Annotated in this window: 23 protein-coding genes and 1 tRNA gene; 18 read left to right on the top strand and 6 right to left on the bottom strand. The window is 62.7% G+C overall.

Annotated elements, in window-relative coordinates; genetic code table 11:
* Positions 1 to 38 precede the first annotated feature (38 nt).
* From nagZ to ACEPP2_RS16040, 11 genes are all read left to right on the top strand, one after another.
* A complete protein-coding gene (gene nagZ / locus ACEPP2_RS16090; RefSeq protein WP_395517163.1) occupies positions 39 to 1,055 on the top strand; it encodes a beta-N-acetylhexosaminidase in 1,017 nt (338 codons plus the stop codon).
* A 53-nt stretch (positions 1,056 to 1,108) separates the two neighbouring features.
* Positions 1,109 to 1,915: a segregation and condensation protein A gene (locus ACEPP2_RS16085; protein ID WP_142588389.1), complete on the top strand. Its 807-nt coding sequence runs from the start codon at positions 1,109 to 1,111 to the stop codon at positions 1,913 to 1,915.
* Positions 1,916 to 1,931: 16 nt separating this feature from the next.
* Complete coding sequence (scpB, locus tag ACEPP2_RS16080) at positions 1,932 to 2,621, top strand: SMC-Scp complex subunit ScpB (protein WP_244665773.1); 690 nt, start codon at positions 1,932 to 1,934, stop codon at positions 2,619 to 2,621.
* 50 nt (positions 2,622 to 2,671) lie between these two features.
* Complete coding sequence (locus tag ACEPP2_RS16075) at positions 2,672 to 3,781, top strand: ABC transporter ATP-binding protein (RefSeq protein ID WP_395517162.1); 1,110 nt, start codon at positions 2,672 to 2,674, stop codon at positions 3,779 to 3,781.
* A gap of 30 nt (positions 3,782 to 3,811) precedes the next feature.
* Positions 3,812 to 4,018 carry a twin-arginine translocase TatA/TatE family subunit gene (locus tag ACEPP2_RS16070; protein ID WP_052638204.1) on the top strand — a complete coding sequence of 69 codons (207 nt, stop codon included), beginning with the start codon at positions 3,812 to 3,814 and terminating at the stop codon, positions 4,016 to 4,018.
* 32 nt (positions 4,019 to 4,050) lie between these two features.
* The gene (tatB, locus tag ACEPP2_RS16065; RefSeq protein WP_395517161.1) at positions 4,051 to 4,713 is read left to right on the top strand and encodes a Sec-independent protein translocase protein TatB; all 663 of its coding nucleotides are present in this window, start codon (positions 4,051 to 4,053) and stop codon (positions 4,711 to 4,713) included.
* Positions 4,710 to 5,534, top strand: coding sequence for a twin-arginine translocase subunit TatC (gene tatC, locus ACEPP2_RS16060; RefSeq protein WP_052638206.1), 825 nt, complete (start codon positions 4,710 to 4,712; stop codon positions 5,532 to 5,534). The genes tatB and tatC overlap by 4 nt, the downstream gene beginning before the upstream one ends.
* A gap of 54 nt (positions 5,535 to 5,588) precedes the next feature.
* On the top strand, positions 5,589 to 6,872 hold the full coding sequence (serS, locus tag ACEPP2_RS16055; RefSeq protein WP_077547306.1) for a serine--tRNA ligase: 1,284 nt from the start codon (positions 5,589 to 5,591) through the stop codon (positions 6,870 to 6,872).
* A complete protein-coding gene (surE, locus tag ACEPP2_RS16050; RefSeq protein WP_077547307.1) occupies positions 6,872 to 7,648 on the top strand; it encodes a 5'/3'-nucleotidase SurE in 777 nt (258 codons plus the stop codon). The genes serS and surE overlap by 1 nt, the downstream gene beginning before the upstream one ends.
* Positions 7,649 to 7,656: 8 nt before the next feature.
* A complete protein-coding gene (locus tag ACEPP2_RS16045; protein ID WP_395517202.1) occupies positions 7,657 to 8,298 on the top strand; it encodes a protein-L-isoaspartate(D-aspartate) O-methyltransferase in 642 nt (213 codons plus the stop codon).
* Between the two features lie 135 nt (positions 8,299 to 8,433).
* Positions 8,434 to 9,978, top strand: a complete 1,545-nt coding sequence (locus ACEPP2_RS16040; RefSeq protein WP_077547308.1) for a peptidoglycan DD-metalloendopeptidase family protein — start codon at positions 8,434 to 8,436, stop codon at positions 9,976 to 9,978.
* Positions 9,979 to 10,029: 51 nt separating this feature from the next.
* On the opposite strand, the gene ACEPP2_RS16035 is transcribed toward ACEPP2_RS16040, so the two are convergent.
* Entirely contained in the window at positions 10,030 to 10,902 is an 873-nt protein-coding gene (locus ACEPP2_RS16035) for an ATP-binding protein (protein ID WP_395517160.1), read from the bottom strand.
* 195 nt (positions 10,903 to 11,097) lie between these two features.
* Between ACEPP2_RS16035 and yajC the strand changes: the two genes are divergently transcribed.
* The 4 genes from yajC (at position 11,098) to ACEPP2_RS16015 (ending at position 13,280) form a co-directional block, all read left to right on the top strand.
* Positions 11,098 to 11,448 (top strand): preprotein translocase subunit YajC, encoded by a 351-nt coding sequence (yajC, locus tag ACEPP2_RS16030; RefSeq protein ID WP_052638212.1) that lies wholly within the window; start codon positions 11,098 to 11,100, stop codon positions 11,446 to 11,448.
* 69 nt (positions 11,449 to 11,517) lie between these two features.
* Positions 11,518 to 11,904 (top strand): Mth938-like domain-containing protein, encoded by a 387-nt coding sequence (locus ACEPP2_RS16025; protein ID WP_142587344.1) that lies wholly within the window; start codon positions 11,518 to 11,520, stop codon positions 11,902 to 11,904.
* A 6-nt stretch (positions 11,905 to 11,910) separates the two neighbouring features.
* Positions 11,911 to 12,753 carry a phytoene/squalene synthase family protein gene (locus ACEPP2_RS16020; protein ID WP_395517159.1) on the top strand — a complete coding sequence of 281 codons (843 nt, stop codon included), beginning with the start codon at positions 11,911 to 11,913 and terminating at the stop codon, positions 12,751 to 12,753.
* A 71-nt stretch (positions 12,754 to 12,824) separates the two neighbouring features.
* The gene (locus ACEPP2_RS16015; protein WP_235864218.1) at positions 12,825 to 13,280 is read left to right on the top strand and encodes a hypothetical protein; all 456 of its coding nucleotides are present in this window, start codon (positions 12,825 to 12,827) and stop codon (positions 13,278 to 13,280) included.
* Here the strand turns inward: ACEPP2_RS16015 and trmFO are convergent.
* The 3 genes from trmFO to ACEPP2_RS16000 form a co-directional block, all read right to left on the bottom strand.
* Positions 13,235 to 14,698 (bottom strand): methylenetetrahydrofolate--tRNA-(uracil(54)-C(5))-methyltransferase (FADH(2)-oxidizing) TrmFO, encoded by a 1,464-nt coding sequence (trmFO, locus tag ACEPP2_RS16010; RefSeq protein ID WP_395517158.1) that lies wholly within the window; start codon positions 14,696 to 14,698, stop codon positions 13,235 to 13,237. The genes ACEPP2_RS16015 and trmFO overlap by 46 nt on opposite strands.
* A 110-nt stretch (positions 14,699 to 14,808) precedes the next feature.
* Positions 14,809 to 14,952, bottom strand: a complete 144-nt coding sequence (locus tag ACEPP2_RS16005; protein ID WP_065814520.1) for a DUF1127 domain-containing protein — start codon at positions 14,950 to 14,952, stop codon at positions 14,809 to 14,811.
* Between the two features lie 231 nt (positions 14,953 to 15,183).
* Complete coding sequence (locus ACEPP2_RS16000) at positions 15,184 to 15,330, bottom strand: DUF1127 domain-containing protein (protein WP_065814521.1); 147 nt, start codon at positions 15,328 to 15,330, stop codon at positions 15,184 to 15,186.
* A 543-nt stretch (positions 15,331 to 15,873) separates the two neighbouring features.
* Between ACEPP2_RS16000 and ACEPP2_RS15995 the strand changes: the two genes are divergently transcribed.
* The 3 genes from ACEPP2_RS15995 (at position 15,874) to ACEPP2_RS15985 (ending at position 19,300) form a co-directional block, all read left to right on the top strand.
* Positions 15,874 to 15,958: transfer RNA gene (locus ACEPP2_RS15995), tRNA-Leu, on the top strand.
* Between the two features lie 144 nt (positions 15,959 to 16,102).
* Positions 16,103 to 17,599 (top strand): trigger factor, encoded by a 1,497-nt coding sequence (gene tig / locus ACEPP2_RS15990; protein WP_152340292.1) that lies wholly within the window; start codon positions 16,103 to 16,105, stop codon positions 17,597 to 17,599.
* Between the two features lie 78 nt (positions 17,600 to 17,677).
* Positions 17,678 to 19,300, top strand: a complete 1,623-nt coding sequence (locus ACEPP2_RS15985; protein ID WP_395517157.1) for an ABC-F family ATP-binding cassette domain-containing protein — start codon at positions 17,678 to 17,680, stop codon at positions 19,298 to 19,300.
* A gap of 34 nt (positions 19,301 to 19,334) precedes the next feature.
* Here the strand turns inward: ACEPP2_RS15985 and ACEPP2_RS15980 are convergent, their stop codons facing one another.
* Positions 19,335 to 19,961, bottom strand: a complete 627-nt coding sequence (locus ACEPP2_RS15980; RefSeq protein ID WP_077547316.1) for a glutathione S-transferase family protein — start codon at positions 19,959 to 19,961, stop codon at positions 19,335 to 19,337.
* Between the two features lie 125 nt (positions 19,962 to 20,086).
* Positions 20,087 to 21,301, bottom strand: a complete 1,215-nt coding sequence (locus ACEPP2_RS15975; RefSeq protein WP_077547317.1) for an NADP-dependent isocitrate dehydrogenase — start codon at positions 21,299 to 21,301, stop codon at positions 20,087 to 20,089.
* Positions 21,302 to 21,349 lie beyond the last annotated feature (48 nt).

Raw genomic sequence — 21,349 nt, 5'->3', positions numbered from 1 at the left:
GCATTCGCCTTTACCCGCAGGGCGTCTATGATCCGGGCATGAACGAATCAAAAGCAATGATCCTGGGGGCCAGCGGCCCCGTACTGACCGCCGACGAAATCGCCCTATACAGGAGCGAGCGTCCATGGGGTTTCATCCTCTTCGCGAGAAACATCGGTGAGGCCTCCCAGGTGGCTGACCTGGTCGCCGCCATGCGGGACGCGGTAGGGCGCCCTGCTGCTCCCGTGCTGATCGATCAGGAAGGCGGACGCGTCCAGCGCATTCGCGCACCTTTAGCCGAGAAATACCCTTCTGCCGCCGAGCTGGGGGCGCTTTACGCGCAGGACCGGGAAAAGGGGCTGAGAGCGGCATGGCTGATGTCGCGCCTGCATGCCTGCGATCTCCTGAAGCTCGGCATCAACGTCGATTGCCTGCCGGTCCTCGACGTACCCGTGCAGGGCGCCAGCAATGTCATCGGCGACCGGGCTTACGGTTTCGATCCGGTCGTGGTGTCGGAGATGGGCCAGGCTGCCGCGGATGGTCTCAAGGCTGGCGGGGTTCTGCCGGTCATGAAGCACATTCCCGGCCATGGTCGCGGCATGGCCGACTCGCATCACGAACTCCCCGTGGTGAATGCAAGCCTGGCAGAACTGGAGGCGCATGACTTCGTACCTTTCCGCGCGCTGAGGAACGAACTGATGGCAATGAGTGCCCATATCCTCTTCACCGCGATCGATCCGGAGCAGCCGGCGACGACCTCGTCCAAGGTCATCGAAGAGGTCATCCGCGGCAGGATCGGTTTCGATGGTCTCTTGATGTCGGACGATACGTCGATGAACGCGCTGAAGGGGACGATCGGCGAGCGCGCCAGGCGAATAGCTGGGGGTGGCTGCGATATCATCTTGCATTGCAACGGGATGATGGAAGAAATGAAGGCTGTCGTTGAAGAAGCCAGGCCACTCGGTGGCGATGCCCTTCGGCGCGCCAGAGCCGTTGAGGCCGCTTTCGGTCCCGGCGGCGGTTTGGACGAAGTCGCGCTGCGTCAGGAGTTCTGGAGCCTGCTCTCGCTCGCCTGACACCGGCACCTTGGTCGGGGAAGAGGATGAACATCGCGCCGAGTTCCATTCCGATGGACCAGCTTTGGCAGGACACCCCCGAGCGGGCGGCGGACGAGCCGGCGCTGGTGATCGACGTGGGCGGTTTCGAAGGTCCGCTAGACCTGCTGCTGCACCTCGCGCGCTCCCAGAAGGTGGACCTGGCCCGCATCTCCGTCCTCGCGCTTGCCGAGCAGTATCTCGCCTTCATCGAGAGCGCCCGACGCGTGCGGATCGAGCTTGCTGCCGACTATCTCGTGATGGCCGCCTGGCTGGCCTACCTGAAGTCGAAGCTTCTGATCCCGCAGCAGGCGAAGGGTGACGAGGGGCCGAGCGGCGAGGAGATGGCGGCGACGCTGGCCTTTCGGCTGAAGCGGCTCGAAGCGATGCGCGAGGCCGCGACGCGCCTCATCAATCGCAACCTCGTGGGGCGCGATGTTCATGTACGCGGTGCTCCGGAACACATCCCGCACCGTGTCCAGTCTGCCTATGACGCCAGCCTGTTCGATCTCCTTTCGGCTTACGCGAACATCCGGCAGCGCCATGCAATCACCCAGGTGACCATCGAGAAACGCAAGGTCTGGTCGCTTTCGGATGCGCGGGACCTGCTGACCCGGATGCTGGGCGAGATCACGGAGTGGACGGTGCTGCAGCACTATCTTCTCCAATACCTCCCGGCCGACGATCGCGTGACCGCGACGGCAAGCGCCTTTGCCGCTTCCCTCGAACTCGTGCGCGAGGGCAAGCTGGAGATCCGCCAGGACGGCGCCTTCCAGCCGATCTACCTGCGGCAGGGACGCAACCCCGCGGTCGCTCCGGAGGTGGTCGTCGATGCCTTCTGAGCACCCCGATCAGGAGATGGAGGGGCCGTCTGCCGATCAGCAGGGGGACGCCGTTTCTCTCCTGGAGGCCGAACGCATTGCGGAGGCGCTGGTCTTTGCATCCGCCGAGCCGGTATCGGAAGCCTTCCTCGCGGAGCGCCTGCCGCAGGGCGCGCCGGTTGCGACGGTAATGCAGGGGCTGGCGGAGCGATACGTCGCGCGCGGCGTGAACCTTGTGCGGAGCGGTGATCGGTGGGCGTTCCGGACAGCGCCTGATCTTTCCTTCGTGATCCGCAAGGACGACAACGAGGTGCGCAAGCTGTCGCGGGCTGCCCTTGAGGTCCTGGCCATCATCGCCTACCACCAGCCGGTGACTCGGGCGGAGATCGAGGAAATCCGCGGCGTCCAGACATCGAGGGGAACGCTCGATGTGCTGATGGAGGCTGGCTGGATCCGCTTCCGGGGCCGCAGACGCTCTCCCGGACGGCCGGTGACGCTCGGCACCACGCCGGATTTTCTCGACCATTTCGGGCTGGAGGAACTGCGGGACCTGCCCGGCCTCGATGAACTGAAGGGGGCGGGACTGTTGTCGGGACGTATACCGCCCAACTTCCAGGTGCCAATTCCGTCGATGTCCGATGAACTGACCGAGGACGAGGATCCGATCACGCAACTCGATCTCGAGGAACTCGGTCTCTTGACACCGAGTGGTGAAGAAGAGGAATGAGGTCATCTTTCTTGCAAGCCCGGCCAAGGGCTTGAAGCTGCGAGCATGTAATGACCTTCGATTCCCAGAGCCAGGGTAGACAGACAAGCCGGGCAGCAGGCGTTTCATTCGCGTCGCGCCTGACGTTCGAGGATATCCATCACAGCTACCACGGCAAGGAGACGATCCGGGGCATTTCTCTGACCGCCGAGCCCGGAGAGGTTCTTTGCCTTCTGGGGCCATCCGGTTCCGGCAAGACCACGTTGTTGCGCATAGCGGCTGGCATCGAGGTCCAGAGCCGGGGCAGGGTTGTGATCGACGGCCGCGAAGCTGCAGGTCCGTCGGTCTTCCTGCCGCCCGAAAAGCGCGGCATCGGCCTGATGTTCCAGGACTTTGCCCTCTTCCCGCACATGACGGTGCTGGACAATGTCCGCTTCGGCCTGACGGCGCTTACGGCCCATGAGGCGGCGGCTGCTGCCCGAGCCGCGCTCGAGCGGGTAGGGCTCGCCCATTATGCCGGGAAGTACCCGCACGCCCTCTCCGGCGGCGAGCAGCAGCGGGTGGCACTGGCCCGTGCGCTGGCCCCGCGACCGGGGGTCCTGCTGATGGACGAGCCGTTCTCCGGCCTTGATTCGCGCCTGAAGGACACGATCCGCGCTGATACGCTTGCAATCCTGCGCGAAAGCCGCGCTACCGCCATTGTTGTGACCCATGATGCGGAAGAGGCGATGCGGATGGCTGACCGGATCGCGCTTCTGCGGGATGGGCGGCTGGTTCAGGCCGGCAGTGCCGAAGAGCTCTACCAGGCGCCGCGGGATCTCTTCGCGGCCGCCTTTTTCTCGGAGATCAACGAATTTTCGGGAATTGTCAGCGGTGGGCTGGTCGAGACACCGCTTGGTGCCGTGCCGGCGCACGACCTCAGTAACGGGTCGAAGGTTTCGGTTGCGGTGCGTCTTTCGGATGTGCGCGTTATGCCGCAGGGGGGGGGCATCGAGGCGCGGATCCGGTCGCGGCGGTTTCTCGGTGTCGTGGAACTGCTGAATCTGGCGGTTTCCGGCCGCGAGGAACCGGTTCGGGCGCGCATCCGGGCGGATCTCCTGCCGCCAGACATCAGTGACGTGACCCTGAGCGTCGCCCCACAGGACATTTTGGTGTTTGAAAAAGCGGATCAAACAGCATAAATCGAGACAAGCGAAATTGGAGTTGCAGTTATGGGTTCCTTCAGTGTTTGGCATTGGCTGATCGTTCTGGTCATCGTGCTCGTGCTTTTCGGCCGCGGCAAGATTCCGGAATTGATGGGTGATGTCGCCAAGGGCATCAAGAGCTTCAAGAAGGGCATCAGCGAGGACGATACTCCTGAGACGACGAAGACCGTCGAGCACAAGCCCGAGGATACCAAGGAAAGCACGCGGACCTGATCTTTCGGACCGGGTTCGGGGAGCCTTGTTGAATGCTTGATATCGGCTGGACCGAGCTTCTCGTAGTGGGGATCATTCTCATCGTCGTGGTCGGTCCGAAGGACCTGCCGCCGATGTTGAGGGCGTTCGGCCGGATGACCGGCACCCTGCGAAAGATGGCTGGCGAGTTCCGGACGCAGTTCGATGAGGCCTTGCGTGAATCCGAGATGGACGAGGTGCGCAAGACGATAGCGGATGCGCAGAAGCTCAATCCGTCTAACGCTCTGCGCGACGCGATCAATCCGCTGCGGCAGATGGGACAGGACATCCGCAGCGACCTGGAGAAATCGACGCGGGCAGACAAGCCGGCTGGTGCCGGCAAGCCCGACGTCGAGGCGCAGAAGGTTGTCGAGGGCGTTGTCCCTGCAGAGCAGCCTGAGCCGGTGAAGGTGCCTCCGCCTGCCATGACTTTGCCATCGACGCCGCCGGTTCTCTTCGAAGCGCCCGAAACGCCGTCCACCACGCCCGCCAAGGCGGAGAAGCCAGTCCGGAAGGCGGCCAAACCCAAAGCTACGCCGTCTAAGACGCCGGCCGCCGCAGCCGGGAGGTCAAAGAGCAGCAGTGCTGCCACCACAGCGTCCGCCGACGCGGCAGCAAAGCCTGCAGCGCGCAAGCGTCCTGCCAGAAAAGCCGACACCCCGAAGGATGACGCATGAGCGGTGACATCGAAGACAAGCCGCAGCCGCTCCTCGAGCATCTGGTGGAGCTCCGCACGCGCCTGATGTGGTCGCTTGGCGCGTTCTTTGTCGCCTTCCTCGTCTGCTTCTTCTTCGCAAAGGATCTCTTCAACTTCCTCGTCGTGCCCTACAAGTGGGCGGTCACCTGGGCAGACATGGACGTTACAAAGTCGGAGCTGATCTACACGGCGCCGCAGGAGTTCTTCTTCACCCAGGTGAAGGTGGCCATGTTCGGAGCGCTGGTGATCGCGTTCCCGGTCATCGCTTCACAACTTTACAAGTTCGTGGCGCCCGGTCTCTACAAGAACGAGCGTGCGGCCTTCCTGCCGTTCCTGGTCGCGTCGCCGATCCTCTTCCTAATGGGAGCAGCGCTCGTCTATTTCTTCTTCACTCCGATGGTGATGTGGTTCTTCCTTGCCATGCAGCAGGCACCGGAAGAGGGCGAGATGGCAATCTCGCTCCTGCCGCGGGTTTCGGAGTATCTGAGCCTGATCATGACGCTGGTGCTGTCATTCGGCCTGGTGTTCCAGTTGCCGGTCGTCACCACGCTTCTCGCGCGGGTGGGCTTGCTGACGAGCGACTGGCTGCGCGACAAGCGGAAGTTCGCCATCGTCATCGCCTTCGTCGTGGCAGCCGTGCTGACGCCGCCCGATCCGCTTTCCCAGATCGGCCTTGCGCTGCCAACTATCCTTCTCTACGAGATTTCCATCTACGCCGCGCGACTCGTCGAGCGCAAGCGCGCCGAGGAGGCTCTTGCCGAACCTGCCGCGTCGGACCTTGCCGATACGGACGAGGTCTAGGCCCTTCTGCCTTGCCCGCGAGAGTGCTGCGTTCCGCTCGAAAGGCCAGGAACGATGCTCGATATCAAGTGGATCCGTGACAATCCTCAGGCGCTGGACGAAGCGCTTGCAAAACGCGGCGCCGAACCTGCGGCTGTGACGCTACTGGCGCTCGACGACAAGCGCCGTTCCGTTATCCAGAAGCTCCAGGAGATGCAGTCGCGCCGCAATGCGGCCTCCAAGGACATCGGCGCTGCCATGGCGCAGAAGAATGCGGAGCTTGCCGAGCGGCTGAAGGCCGAGGTCGCCACGATCAAGGATACCATGCCGGCGGCCGAGCAGGAGGAGCGGGAGGTCGTTTCCGCGCTTGACGATGCCCTGTCGCGCATCCCCAATATTCCGCTCGACGATGTTCCGGTCGGCAAGGATGAGGCCGACAACGTGGTGAAACACGTGGTCGGGCAGAAGCCGGGCTGGAACCACCCGGCCAAGGAGCATTTCGAGATCGGCGAGCAACTCGGCTACATGGATTTCGAGCGGGCGGCGAAGCTCTCGGGCGCCCGCTTCACGGTCCTTACCGGCCCGCTGGCGAAGCTGGAACGGGCAATCGGCCAGTTCATGCTCGACCTGCACACCACGGAGCATGGTTATACGGAGGTTTCCTCGCCGCTGATGGTCCGTGATGAGGCCATGTACGGCACCGGACAGCTTCCGAAGTTCGCGGAGGATCTGTTCCGCACGACGGACGGCCGCTGGCTGATCCCGACGGCCGAGGTGACGTTGACCAACCTGGTGTCGGGCGAGACGCTGGAGCAGGAGAAGCTGCCGCTTCGGTTCACGGCCCTGACGCCGTCCTTCCGCTCCGAGGCGGGTTCTGCCGGACGCGACACGCGCGGCATGCTGCGCCAGCACCAGTTCTGGAAGTGCGAACTGGTCTCGATCACCGATGCCGACAGCTCGATTGCCGAGCACGAGCGGATGACGGAATGTGCCGAGACTGTCCTGAAGCGCCTCGGCCTGCATTTCCGTACCGTGACGCTTTGCACGGGCGATATGGGCTTCGGCGCCCAGAAGACCTACGATATCGAGGTCTGGCTGCCGGGTCAGGATACCTACCGTGAGATCTCGTCCTGCTCGGTCTGCGGTGATTTCCAGGCCCGACGCATGAATGCCCGCTATCGCGTGAAGGACGACAAGGCGTTGAAGTTCGTTCATACGTTGAACGGTTCGGGCACGGCAGTCGGGCGTTGCCTGATCGCAGTGATGGAAAATTACCTCAACGAGGATGGGTCGATCAGCGTCCCGGATGCGCTTCTGCCGTACATGGGCGGCATCACCAGAATCGAGCGGGCGGCCTGATGCGCATCCTGCTCACCAACGACGACGGTATCCATGCCGAAGGCCTGGCGGCGCTGGAACGCATTGCCCGGCAGCTGTCCGACGATGTCTGGATCGTTGCGCCGGAAACCGACCAGAGCGGGCTTGCGCATTCGCTGACTCTGTCGGAGCCGTTGCGCCTGCGCAAGGTCGGCGACAAGCACTTCGCGCTACGCGGCACGCCGACCGATTGCGTCATCATGGGCATTCGCGAGGTCCTGCCGGAAAAGCCGGATCTCGTCCTGTCGGGCGTCAATGCCGGCGCCAACATGGCCGATGACGTCACCTATTCGGGAACCATCGCCGGCGCAATCGAGGGCACACTGCAGGGCGTCCGCTCGTTCGCATTGAGCCAGGCCTACCAGCACGACGCCGAGGGTGGGCGCATCGTCCCATGGGAGACCGCCGAAGCCTATGCGCCCGATCTCATCCGTAAGCTGAGCGATGTGGAACTCCCGGACGGGACCTTCCTGAACCTGAACTTTCCCAAGTGCGCCCCGAAGGATGTTCAGGGCGTCCAGGTGACATCGCAGGGGAAGCTCGATTTTGGCTTGACGATCGACGAGCGGCGGGATGGCCGTGGCCTTCCCTACTACTGGCTGAGGTTCGGCGAGCGGCTTGGCCACTTCCGCGAGGGCACGGATATCCACGCGGTGAAGCACAACCGGATATCGGTGACCCCGCTCAAACTGGACCTGACGGACCATTCGGTACAGGATCGCCTCGCTGAAGCGCTTGGATTCGGAGTGGCCGATTGAAGTCCAGCATGGTCGAGAAGGAAGGTTTTGCTGCGCTCGTCTTGCGTCTGCGGGCCGAGGGCATTTCCGATCTTGATCTTCTTACCGCCGTCGAGCAGACGCCGCGATCCCTGTTCGTACCGACAGCGGCAGCAGCCGACGCCTATTCGGCACGGACCACCCCCATCGAATGCGGTGCCTTCATGGAGGGCGCCGACCTCGCTGTGCGGATCCTCCACCATCTGCAGGTGAAGCCCGGCCAGCGAGTGCTTGAGATCGGCACCGGCAGTGGGTTTACCGGTGCCGTGCTCGGCCGACTGGCTGAACGGGTCCTGTCGGTCGATCGCTACAAGACGCTGGTCACCGGCGCCCAGCGCCGCATGGATAAGCTTTCCCTGCGCAATATCGTCATCCGCCAGGCAGACGGCATCAACGGCATGCCGGGCGAGGGAACCTTCGACCGCATCCTCGTGACCGGCGCCTTCACGTCGATGCCGCGCTTCTACGCCGAGCAACTCGTCTCCGGCGGCGCGATGATCGCGCCGCTCATGCGGGAGGACGGCACCTGTATGATGATGCGTCTCACGAAGACGGGAAGCCGCTTCGACCGCGAGGATCTGTTCCCCGTGCCCTACCTGCCGCTCGTGCCCCATATTGCGGCAGCACTTTGACATTTGCCGTCGCTCAGCGCGGCATGGTTACCAAATTAGCAAAATAACAAATTCGATATCCGGACTTTAACCCGCCAGTAAGACTAACAGGTTTTAATCTGACCTAACGATGGTTGCGTCACGTTAGGTCGAGTCATGCGTATCAAGAGTTCGCTCAAGTCCCGTCAATCAATTCTCCGGATTGCAGGTGCCGTATTGCTCGCCAGCGTTGCCACTGGCTGCAGTTCCGATGCCACCCGCTTCTCCGGCCTGTTCTCCGACACGGATTCCCTCACTACCGCTTCCATTCCGCAGCGGCAGGGCAGCGGTGCCTATGGTCAGGCGCCTGTCCCTCGTGGCGATGTCGCTTCGGCGCCTGCCGGCGGATACGGCAATCGCACCGTTGCTCCGTCGCAGCCTTATCCGGCGGCCGGCGGCGACTATGTTTCCATTCCTTCGGCGGCACGTACGGCCTCGGCTCCGGCGACGGTGCAGCGCACGGAACTTGCTCCTCCCGGAGGAGCGGTTGCGGTCGGCAACGATGCGACGACGCGCCAGCAGGCTCTCGCGCAGCCGTTCCCGTCAGCTGAGACAGGGGCAGTGCGACCGGCGCCGCAAGGCGCTGCATCGGATCAACTGACCACCGGTACCGTCAAGACGACATCGGGCTGGTCGACGGTCAATGCACCGCGTGTAACCCTGAAGGCCGGTGAATCGGCAGCGACGCTGTCGCGGCGATATGGTGTCCCGGAGCGGGAGATCCTGCGCGCCAACAATGGCAACCTGGTTGCCGGGCAGTCGGTCATCATTCCGACTTTCGGTCCTGCCAGCAACTCCGCCAAGGTCGCCGCCGGCGACATCGACCTCCAGAACAAGGCTCCGGCCCCTGTCCAGCCGCAGGAGCAGAAGGTTGCTGTCCTGCCGGCGCAGGCCCGCGACAAGGCCACCGCCCAACCGGGCAAGCTGACTCCGCCTGCCGGCGCTGGCGGTACATACACCGTCCAGCCCGGCGACACGCTGACGAAGATTGCCCGCGCCAATGGTCTCTCCGTCGATCAGCTGAAGGCGGCCAATGGGCTGACGAACGAAAGCATCCGGATCGGTCAGGTCCTGAACCTATCGCCTTCGTCGGCGCCCGTCGCAACCGATCCTGTCCAGACTGCATCGGTGTCTTCGAAGCCAGCCGTTCAGGCCGAGGCGCCTGCTGCCCAGAAACCGGTTGCGGAGACGCCGCCCGCAGAGGCACAGAAGCCGGTCGAGACGGCGTCAGTCTCCGAAGCGGCCGTCAAGTCGGACGTCACGACCGCCGCTCCGCAGTCGACGGGCATCGGCAAGTACCGCTGGCCGGTTAACGGCGCGGTCATCGCCGGCTTCGGCCAGAACGTCGAAGGCAGCCGGAACGACGGCATCAACATCTCGGTTCCGGAAGGTACGCCGATCAAGGCCGCTGAGAACGGCGTGGTCATCTATGCCGGCAACGGGTTGAAGCAGCTCGGCAATACGGTCCTGGTTCGCCACGACGACGGCAAGGTCACCGTCTATGGCCATGCCGGCAGCCTCAGCGTATCCCGCGGGCAGAAGGTCACGCGCGGCCAGACCATCGCCAGCTCCGGCATGAGCGGCGACGCGAAGCGTCCGCAGGTCCACTTCGAGGTGCGCAAGGACGCGACCCCGGTCAACCCGATCACTTTCCTTGAATAGAGTATTGCGTATCAGGGAAAGCGGAAAAGCCCGGCTCGTCCGGGCTTTTCGTTATCTGCGCTCGAGCGGCAGCCGCAACCGGCCCGCCAGATCCTGGATATACTGCCAGGCGACACGTCCGGAGCGTCCGCCGCGGGTCGCGGCCCATTCAAGGGCCTCGTGGTGAAGCACCTCGCGCTCCAGCGGTAGACGGAAATAGTCGGCATAGCCGTCGATCATCGCCAGGTAGTCGTCCTGGCTGCACTTGTGGAAGCCGAGCCACAGCCCGAACCGATCCGACAGCGACACCTTTTCCTCGACGGCCTCTGATGGATTGATTGCCGTCGATTGCTCGTTTTCCATCATGTGGCGCGGCAGCAGATGGCGGCGGTTAGAGGTCGCGTAGAAGAGGACATTGTCCGGGCGGCCTTCGATGCCCCCGTCCAGAGCCGCCTTCAGGGACTTATAGGCGGTATCGTCATGATCGAAGGAAAGGTCGTCGCAGAAGACGATAACCCGCTGGTCCGATGCCTTGAGGATATCGAGGAGGAGGGGGAGGGATGCAATGTCCTCGCGGTGGACCTCGACGAGCTTCAGGGGGGTATCGGTGGAGGCGCGGACGTCCTCATGCACAGCCTTCAGCAGTGACGACTTGCCCATTCCGCGGGCACCCCAGAGCAGCACGTTGTTTGCAGGGTAGCCTTCAGCGAAGCGCAGCGTATTCTCGTGCAGGATGTCGCGCACGTGGTCGACGCCGCGGATCAGCGACAGTGCCACACGGTTCGGGCGGGGGACAGGCTGCAGCCGCAGGTTGGCAGGCACCCAGACGAAGCAGTCGGCCGAGGACCAGTCGTTGGCTGCGGGCGGCGGGCCAGCAAGCCGCTCCAGCGCATCGGCGAGGCGCGATACCTCCGCAAGCAGGCGCTGATTGAGTTCCTCGGTCACGGCATCCTCCCGCTGATTTGGCGTGCAACGTCGTCGGGGAGCGGTTAGCACGCAGCGGCGATACGCAAAAGCCAGCCAATCGTGGATTTGGTACGCGAAGCAGCCTGTTTTTGTTGCATTCAGGGTAGGCCCAATTATATTCCGGCCACTTGCAAAAAGGGGGGCATTGGGCTCCTGACAATCATGGAGTACTCGATGTTCATCACTGAAGCATTTGCCCAGGCCGAAGGTGCAGCCCCATCGGCCTTCGGGTCGGGCCTCGAAATGCTCTTCCTCTTCGCACCGCTGATGGTGGTCTGGTATTTCTTCCTGATCCGTCCGCAGCGCGCGCAGATGAAGAAGCGCCAGGAAATGCTGTCCAATATCCGTCGCGGCGACAACGTCGTGCTCGGTGGCGGCATTGCGGGCAAGGTCACGAAGGTGGTGGACGACAACGAGGTCGAGGTGGAAATCGCCGAGGGCGTCAAGGTTCGCGCGCTGCGCGCCTATGTCGCCGAAGTGCGGGTAAAGGGTGAGCCGGTCAAGACCGACGCGGCCGCATCCTGATGCCTCATGCGGCGTGCCTCCGGTGCGCCGCTCCTCCGCCTGGCGGAGAACTTAAGGAGGCACGTACCAGTGCCAAAGGGAATTGAAATCCGGGACGCCCATTTCCCGGGCCGGGCGCCGATCGATGCCTATGGCAATGGCGGGTTCCGGTTTGCTGACATGTCCCACCGCGGCTCGTTGCTCTGCCTGCCGTCGGGTATTCACGGCTGGGAGTTCGAGGAAGGCCAGCCGCTGACAAGCGAGGCGCTTGCGAGGGTCCTGGAGGAAGCGGCGGACATAGAGGTTCTGCTTGTTGGGACCGGCCGCGAGCTGAGACCGCTGCCGCAACAGCTGAAATCGGCGCTGAAGGCGCGCGGTATCGCCTCCGATCCGATGAGTACCGGAGCCGCCGTGCGGACCTACAATGTCATGCTTTCGGAATCGCGGGCTGTCGCAGCCGCCCTGATCGCGGTGTGAGGCGCGGTGGCTTCGGAACCCGACATAGTACTTTCGACGCTCCGCGATACGGATCGTGACAGATATCTCGCTTGCCTTCTCTCCCCCGAGGAAAAGCGGGGAGCGCTTGCCGCACTCTATGCCTTCAATGCGGAGATCGCCCGGGTACGGGACGTGGTGCATGAGGCTTTGCCAGGCGAGATCCGCCTTCAGTGGTGGCGTGACCTCATAGAAGGAGCCGCGCACGGCGATCCCGGCGGCAATCCGGTTGCTGCCGCCCTGCTTGCCGCGATCGAAGAACATCGGCTGCCGAGGGACACGTTCCTCGCAATGATCGATGCGCGGATAGGCGATCTCTACAATGACCCATTTCCCACCCGCAACGAGCTGGAAGGCTATGCCGGCGAAACCGCATCGGCTCTGATCCAGCTGGCGAGCCTCGTGCTGGCGCCTGCGGAAGCGGCACAGACAGCGCATGCGGCAGGCCATGGCGGGGTGGCGCAGGCCATCGCCGGGCTTCTTCTTCTCATGCCGCTGCACCGCCGGCGAGGACAGCTCTATATCCCGCTGGACATACTCGCCGCCACCGGTCTCGACCGTGATGCGTTCCTTGCGGGGCAGGAGCGCGATCGGATCGCAGCTGCAATCGATGCCTTTGCCGGTCTTGGCCTGGAGCACCTGACAAAGGCCCGCGCTGCCGGTCGGGTTCCCAAGGGCCTGTTTCCCGCCTATCTCCCCGTCTCCCTTGCCGAGCCGGTACTGCGGGATGCGGGCCGACATGGTGCCGCCCTGCTCGAGAAGAATGAGCCGCCGGCACAATGGCGCCGCCAGTTGCGCATGGCCAAGGCGCAGTTCCTGCAGCGTTTCTGACGGCCGCGCCAACATTCGCGCAAGGCTGGCCATTTAACGGGAACATGTCTCTAGCCTCAGGGAGTGACGACGTGAATTCTGTCATCGTCTGGTCGATCATTTTCGTGCTGATCGCGCTCTTTGCCTACTACGCAACACGCATGGCACGGCGGGACGACAGAGAGGATGGCCTGCATGACTTCGGCTTCGCCCTGCTCGAGTTCGGCCGGGCCTTCCCCAACGAGGCCATTCGGGAGATCCATGCCACGGCAGACGGAAGGGCCGTCTTCGTCCGACTCCATGACGGCAAGACCGGTATCATGCGCAGCCATACCAAGCATTACGCCTGCCACCTCATCAAGCCTGGACGCGTGCGGGTCCAGGGACAGGAAGGTGCCAGAAGCTTCCGCGCCGAATTCCTCGACGCACCGGCCAATGACGGCCTGTTCACCTTCAGGACCGAAGCCGAGGCAGCGGAAGTCTCGCTATGGCTGCTGGGGAACTATGTCAGTTCCGCCGACAAGGACGTAGCCGAAGACGGGGCCTGATTCTCCTCTGTATCGAGACCGAGCCAGGCGGCACAGTCCCTCAGGGCGCGCGCGGCCATCAACTGCTTCTTCATGATCGCCTTGTCCTTGCCGCGGAAGCGTTTGGCGCCTTCCGGCTTGGCGATCGAACCCGGTTCCAGTTCAGGGAAAAGCCCGAAATTGATGTTCATCGGCTGGAAGGAGCGCTTGCCGGGCTCGTCGTGCGAAACGAGGTGCCCGCCGGTAATATGGCCAAGCAAGGCTCCGAAAGCTGTGGTGGCCGGCGGCGGCGCCAGTGCAATGCCCTTCCTCTCGGCCGCAGCGAAGCGTCCCGCCAGCAGGCCGATAGCGGCGCTCTCCACATAGCCTTCGCAGCCGGTTACCTGTCCGGCAAAGCGCAGACCGGGGCGGCTCTTCAGGGAAAGCGTCCGGTCGAGGAACATGGGAGAGTTTATGTAGGTATTCCGATGGAGACCCCCGAGCCGGGCAAACTCGGCGTTCTCCAGCCCCGGGATCATCCGGAAGATCTCCGCCTGCGCGCCGTACTTGAGCTTCGTCTGGAAGCCGACCAAGTTGTAGAGCGTACCGAGCGCATTGTCCTGGCGGAGCTGCACGACTGCATAGGGCTTGACCGTCGGATTGTGGGCGTTCGTCAGCCCCATCGGCTTCATCGGCCCGTGCCGCAGTGTCTCGCGTCCCCGCTCGGCCATGACCTCGATCGGCAGGCAGCCGTCGAAATAGGGTGTGCCTTCCCATTCCTTGAAGCCCGTGGTGTCGCCAGCGACAAGCGCATCGATGAACGCATTATACTGCGCCTCGTCCATCGGGCAGTTGATGTAGTCCTTGCCGGTCCCGCCGGGACCAACCTTGTCGTAGCGGGACTGGTACCAGCAGATGTCCATGTTGATGGTTTCGCGGTAGACGATCGGCGCGATGGCGTCGAAGAAGGCAAGCGAATCCTCGCCCGTCTCCGCCTGGATCGCAGCCGCCAGCGCGGGTGAGGTGAGGGGGCCAGTCGCGAGGATAGCAAGATCCCATTCCGCCGGCGGAAGTCCCTGGACCTCCTCGCGAACGAGAGTGATCAGCGGGTGTTCGGAGATCGCCTTGGTGACGGCGTCGGAGAAGCCGTCACGATCCACCGCCAGCGCGCCGCCCGCCGGCACCTGGTTGCGATCGGCACAGGCCATGATCAGCGAGCCGGCAAGGCGCATTTCCGCGTGAATGACGCCCACGGCATTGGATGTCGCATCGTCGGAGCGGAAGGAATTCGAGCAGACCAGCTCGGCTAGGCCATCGGTCTTGTGGGCGTCGGTGCCGCGCACGCCGCGCATTTCGTGCAGGGTGACAGGGATTCCTGACTGGGCGATCTGCCACGCGGCTTCGGACCCTGCGAGCCCGCCGCCGATGACGTGGATGGGAGAAACGGTCTTATCGGTCATGGCGCGCTCTTATCACGCGTTAGCCGGGGGCGGAATCGAAAAAGGCACCCGATCAGGTGCCTTTGCGAAAGTCGTCTCGTCGCCGGTTGGCTCAGCGCATTCTGTTCCGGCTAGCGGAAGGAGCGGGCAGCAACGTGACGGATGTCGTAGCGGGTCAGGCCGATGTCGTTGAGCGCCTGGTTGGACAGGCCGCCCAGTTCGCTTATCGTGCGACGATAGCTGAGCCAGTTCTTGGCAAGGCGGATCGGGTTCATGATGTTTCCTCGGTGTTCAAGCCGGTCGCTGCCGGCGATGAGGAACTTATACGCGCGAATAATTGGATTGTGCAGTGCAGAAATTGAGCGACTGCCATGCGTTTAAGCAGGAGGTTGATGAAGAAGCAGGCGATGCCGCTTCAGTGGGCAAAATTCGAGAGAGACAATAGAGCCTAAGAACAAAAAACGCCCTGCAAGCAGGGCGTTCTGAATGCTTGGTGATCGTCTTCGTTAGAAGCCGACGGCGCTCCGGGCAACGCGACGGATGTCGCTGCGGCCGATGCCGAGATCGTGGAGTTCACGGTCGCTCATGCGGTCGAGTTCGTTAACGGTCTCGCGGTACTTGCGCCAGTTGTTGAGTTTGCGTGCGATGTTCATGGTCTGCCTCATATTCGCTAGTTGCCGGCACTCGAGCGCCAGCCAAATCTGATGAGCGAAATATATGCTGCACTGCGAAGAGCTAAAAGTCGCAACTTGGTATTCCACCTATGCGCTACACGCATTGCCCGCGGCTCTGCTCGTGAACGTTTGATTAACGATTGGACAGGTGGACCTTGAAAAAATAGCGCCTGCCGGGGGAGGATCCGGCAGGCGCTATTTGCAGGACTGGCAGTCGAGGAGGAGGCGCCAGTCTCCGGCGGCACGAGAGGAGGAGGAGCGCCGCCGAATGGTGAGATCGCGAAACCAACGGATAGAGGCAAGGCTTGTTCCGAAGGGATGCGTCCTCGAATTAGGATCACCTTATATGCAAATGGTTAAGAAAAGGTAAATGATGCCTGCGCGACAGGAAACAAGACGATCTCTTCGAGGCCACTCTGCATGTTGCAAAGCCTTCATTTTCCCTTTGCGCCGGAAAAAACGGGTGATATAGAGACGCGCGCTCCGAAAGCCTCCTTGCGGGGATTTTTGCGCGGCGGGAGCGCGGGTATGGTGAAATTGGTAGACACGCCAGATTTAGGTTCTGGTGCCGCAAGGCGTGGGAGTTCAAGTCTCTCTACCCGCACCAGAGCCGCAGGAGCAGGATCGGGAGCCGTCAGCGGCTAGAGATCAGCGTTCCAGAAGTCGCGGCCGGTCACTCAGGTTCCGGCGTCGTGCTCATCGAAAACCAACGGCTGTCTGAGCACCGCCGCCACGATATGAAGGTTTTAAAATGCAGGTTACCGAAACGCTCGCTGAAGGGCTGAAGCGCGAAATCAAGGTTGTCATTCCGGCCAAGGACATGGAGGCACAGATGAACGTGCGCCTCGCCGAAGCCAAGGACAAGGTCCGCATCAATGGCTTCCGTCCGGGCAAGGTGCCGGTCGCCCATCTGAAGAAGATGTATGGCAAGTCGATCATGGCGGAACTCGTCAACGAGATCGTTCGCGAGCGCCCGACCAAGATCCTGTCCGAGCGTGGCGAGAAGTCCGCTACCCAGCCGTCGATCACCATGACGGAAGACGAGGCCGAAGCCGAGAAGATCCTCAGCGCCCAGGCCGATTTCGAATTCACTCTGTCCTATGAAGTCATCCCGCCGATCGAACTGAAGCCGACGGACGGCATCAAGGTCGTGCGTGAGGTCGTTGACGTGTCCGACGACGAGGTCAACGAGCAGATCCTCAAGATCGCCGAAAGCGCCCGCACCTACGAAGCCAAGAAGGGCAAGGCCGCTAATGGCGACCGCGTCACGATGAACTACCTCGGCAAGGTCGACGGCGAAGCCTTCGATGGCGGCGCTGCAGAGGATGCCGAACTGGTGCTCGGTTCCGGCCGCTTCATCCCGGGCTTCGAAGACCAGCTGGTTGGCGTAAAGGCCGGCGACGAGAAGACCATCACCGTGACGTTCCCGGCCGACTATCCGGCTGCGAATCTCGCTGGCAAGGAAGCGACCTTCGACGTTACCGTCAAGGAAGTGGCTGCCCCGGCCGATCTGGAGCTGAACGACGAACTCGCCTCCAAGCTCGGGATTGAGTCGCTCGACAAGCTCAAGGAAATTGTCCGCGGCCAGATCGAAGGTCAGTACGGCAATGTCACCCGTCAGAAGGTGAAGCGCCAGATCCTCGACCAGCTGGACGAGATGTACAAGTTCGACACGCCGCAGGGCCTCGTCGACGCCGAGTTCGAGAACATCTGGCGCCAGATCAACACCGATCTCGCCCAGTCCGGCAAGACCTTCGAAGACGAGGACACCACCGAGGAAGAAGCACGCGAAGAATATCGCAAGCTCGCCGAACGCCGTGTCCGCCTTGGCCTCGTTCTCTCCGAGATCGGCGAAAAGGGTGGCGTCGAGGTGACCGAGGAAGAAATGCAGCGTGCGCTCTTCGCCCAGCTGCAGCAGTTCCCGGGCCAGCAGAAGGAAATCCTGGACTACTTCCGCAACACGCCGGGCGCCTCTGCCTCGCTGCGCGCACCGATCTTCGAAGAGAAGGTCGTCGACAAGCTGCTCGCGGAAGTCGACGTGACCGACAAGAAGGTTTCCAAGGAAGAGCTGCTGGCGGACGACGAGGAAGGCTCCGAAGCCGCTGAGAAGCCTGCCAAGAAGAAGGCTGCGCCGAAGAAGAAGGCCGCTGCCAAGGATGAGGCTGCTGAGGCCGCTTCCGAGGAAGCTGCAGCTCCGAAGAAGAAGGCAGCTCCGAAGAAGAAGGCTGCTGACGACAGCGCCGAATAATCTTCATTTTGCATGGATGCAGAAGCCGGGTCGGCAACGATCCGGCTTTTTTATTGTCCCTCCCGAAGTTGTGCCGCCATGATCCGCATCGAGAACATCAGCAAGTCGAACAGCCACCGCATCCTCTACATCGAGGCGTCGGCGGCCCTTAACCGCGGCGAGAAGATCGGCCTGGTCGGCCCGAACGGCGCTGGCAAGACGACGCTGTTTCGCATGATCACCGGCCAGGAGAGCCCGGACGAGGGGCAGGTCACCGTCGAGAAGAATGTCACCATCGGCTATTTCAACCAGGACGTCGGCGAAATGTCCGGCGTCAGCGCCGTGACCGAGGTGATGAACGGCGCCGGTCCGGTCAGCACGGTTGCCGCGGAGCTGCGGGAACTCGAAGCCGCGATGGTCGATCCGGATCGTATTGACGAGATGGACGCCATCATCGAACGCTACGGCGAGGTGCAGGCGCGGTACGAGGAACTCGACGGTTATGGGCTGGAAAGCCGTGCCCGGGAGGTCCTCGGCGGTCTGTCCTTTAGCCAGGAGATGATGGAAGGCGACGTGGGCAAGCTCTCCGGCGGCTGGAAAATGCGTGTCGCGCTCGCCCGCATCCTTCTGATGCGCCCGGACGTCATGCTGCTCGACGAGCCCTCCAACCACCTCGATCTGGAAAGCCTGATCTGGCTGGAGCAGTTCCTCAAGGCCTACGAGGGGGCGCTGCTGATGACTTCGCACGACCGCGAGTTCATGAACCGCATCGTCAACAAGATCATCGAGATCGATGCCGGGTCGCTGAATACCTATGCTGGCGACTATGGCTTCTACGAGCAGCAGCGGGCACAGAACGAGAAGCAGCAGCAGGCGCAGTTCGAGCGCCAGCAGGCCATGCTCGCCAAGGAGATCAAGTTCATCGAGCGCTTCAAAGCGCGCGCAAGCCACGCCGCGCAGGTGCAGAGCCGGGTCAAGAAGCTGGACAAGATCGAACGGGTGGAGCCGCCGCGCCGGCGTCAGTCGGTTGCGTTCGAGTTTCAGCCGGCGCCACGTTCCGGAGAGGATGTTGCAAGCCTCAAGGGCGTGCACAAGGCCTATGGAAGCCGGACGATCTATGAGGGCCTGGACTTCATGATCCGCCGCAAGGAGCGCTGGTGCATTATGGGCGTCAACGGTGCGGGGAAGTCGACGCTGCTGAAGCTGATCGCCGGCTCGACCGAGCCAGATCAGGGTTCGGTCACGGTCGGCGCCAGCGTGAAGCTGGGCTATTTCGCGCAGCACGCCATGGACCTGCTGGATGGCGAGCAGACGGTCTTTGAATGGCTCGAATCGGAGTTTCCGAGGGCCGGGCAGGGCACGCTGCGCACGCTCGCCGGCTGCTTCGGCTTCTCAGGCGACGATGTGGAGAAGAAATGCCGGGTGCTTTCGGGAGGTGAGAAGGCACGGCTAGTCATGGCGGCCATGCTGTTCGATCCGCCGAACTTCCTCGTTCTCGACGAACCGACCAACCACCTCGACCTCGACACCAAGGAAATGCTGATCAGGGCGCTCTCCGAGTATGAGGGCACCATGCTCTTCGTCAGCCATGACCGGCACTTCCTGTCGGAGCTCTCCAACCGGGTGCTGGAGATCTCGGCCGACGGTGTTCACCGATATGACGGCGGCTACCGGGAATATGTCGAGCGGACCGGCTACGAGGCGCCGGGCCTGGCGGCCTGACACCTCCGCAAGCCGTCGGCGCCCGGGCGCGGCGTTAGCCCGCCTGCAGTTCCTTCATGTCGGCATCGTCCAATTCGGTCGCCCGCAGATGCGCCGGCCGATCGTGTAGGTGGCGGACATAGGCCTCGAATGCCGGCCTCTTGTCGATCGAGCCGAACTGCATGCCCCACATCAGGTGCGAGCCGACATAGACGTCGGCTGCCGTGAAGCTGCTGCCGGCGATGTAGCTGCGGTCGGTGAGCGCATTTTCGAGCGTCTCGACTACCTCGGCATAGCTCCCGTACCCGATCATTACACGACGATCCTCAGGGACCTGGAAACCGAGGGCGCGATTGCTGACAGCTGCCTCCAGCGGGCCGGCCGCGAAGAAGAGCCAGCGATAATAGTCGGCCCGCTCCCTTTGCGGCGGCGCTAGCCCTGCTTGCGGGAAGGCATCCGCCAGATATGCGCATATGGCCGGGCATTCCGTCACGATGCTGTCACCATGAACCAGGGTTGGGACCTTTCCCATCGGATTGAGCCGCAGATAGTCCGCTCCCTTCATCGTGCCGCCGAAGGTCAGCACCTCCCGGCGGTAGGGAACGCCGACCTCTTCCAGCATCCACCGGGCAATCCGGCCGCGTGACATGGGATTGGTATAGAGAATGAGTTCATCTGACATTACCACTTCCTCCGTTCACCGTATGTTCTAGTCGCGGGATTTGCAGAGATCAATCCGCTCCAGGCAAAAAAGACGACGGCGGGAACTGGTCCCGCCGTCAAAGCTTCTAAATTTCGAAGGATCGATCAGGCGGCCATGGCCTTCTTGAGGTTGTCGTCGATCTTGTCGAGGAAAGCCGTCGTCGAGAGCCACGGCTGATCCGGGCCGATGAGCAGTGCCAGGTCCTTGGTCATGAAGCCGGATTCGACCGTCTCGATGCAGACGCGCTCGAGCGTCGCGGCGAAGCGTGCGAGTTCGGCATTGTCGTCCAGCTTGGCGCGGTGGGCGAGGCCCCGGGTCCATGCGAAGATCGAGGCGATCGAGTTGGTCGAGGTCTCCTGGCCCTTCTGGTGCTGGCGGTAGTGACGGGTGACGGTGCCGTGCGCGGCTTCCGCCTCGACCGTCTGGCCATCCGGGGTCATCAGGACGGAGGTCATGAGGCCGAGCGACCCGAAGCCCTGCGCTACGATATCGGACTGGACGTCGCCGTCGTAGTTCTTGCAGGCCCAGACATAGCCGCCGGACCATTTCAGGGCGGCCGCGACCATGTCGTCGATCAGGCGGTGCTCGTACCAGATCTTCTTGGCTTCGTACTGCGCCTTGAACTCGGCGTCGTAGATCTCCTGGAAGATGTCCTTGAAGCGGCCGTCATAGGCCTTGAGGATGGTGTTCTTCGTCGACAGGTAGCAGGGGACGCCGCGCATCAGGGCGTAGTTCAGCGAAGCGCGGGCGAAGTCGCGGATCGAATCGTCGAGGTTGTACATCGCCATGGCGACGCCGGAAGACGGGGCATCGAAGACGTCATGCTCGATCGTCTGGCCGTCCTCGCCGACGAACTTGATCGTCAGCTTGCCCTTGCCGGGGAACTTGAAGTCTGTGGCGCGGTACTGGTCGCCAAAGGCGTGGCGGCCGACGATGATCGGCTGCGTCCAGCCGGGAACCAGACGCGGCACGTTCTTCATGATGATCGGCTCGCGGAAGATGACGCCGCCGAGGATGTTGCGGATCGTGCCGTTCGGGCTCTTCCACATCTTCTTCAGGCCGAACTCCTCGACACGGCCTTCGTCCGGGGTGATCGTCGCGCACTTGATGCCGACGCCATGCTTCTTGATCGCGTGAGCGGCATCGACCGTCACCTGGTCGTCGGTGGCATCGCGGTTCTGGACCGAGAGGTCGTAGTACTCGATATCAAGATCGAGGTAGGGCAGGATCAGCTTGTCCTTGATGAACTGCCAGATGATGCGGGTCATCTCGTCGCCGTCGAGATCGACGACCGGATTGGCTACCTTGATCTTTTGCATGGATTCCTCTTCGAATGCTGGCAGGGAGCAATTCCCCGCAGTTTTGGA

Origin of the sequence: Pseudorhizobium flavum, from assembly GCF_044142885.1 — a bacterium.
Taxonomy (GTDB): Bacteria; Pseudomonadota; Alphaproteobacteria; order Rhizobiales; family Rhizobiaceae; genus Neorhizobium; species Neorhizobium flavum.
Note: the sequence above shows the minus strand (reverse complement) of the source record. Positions and strands in the feature narration are given on the sequence as shown.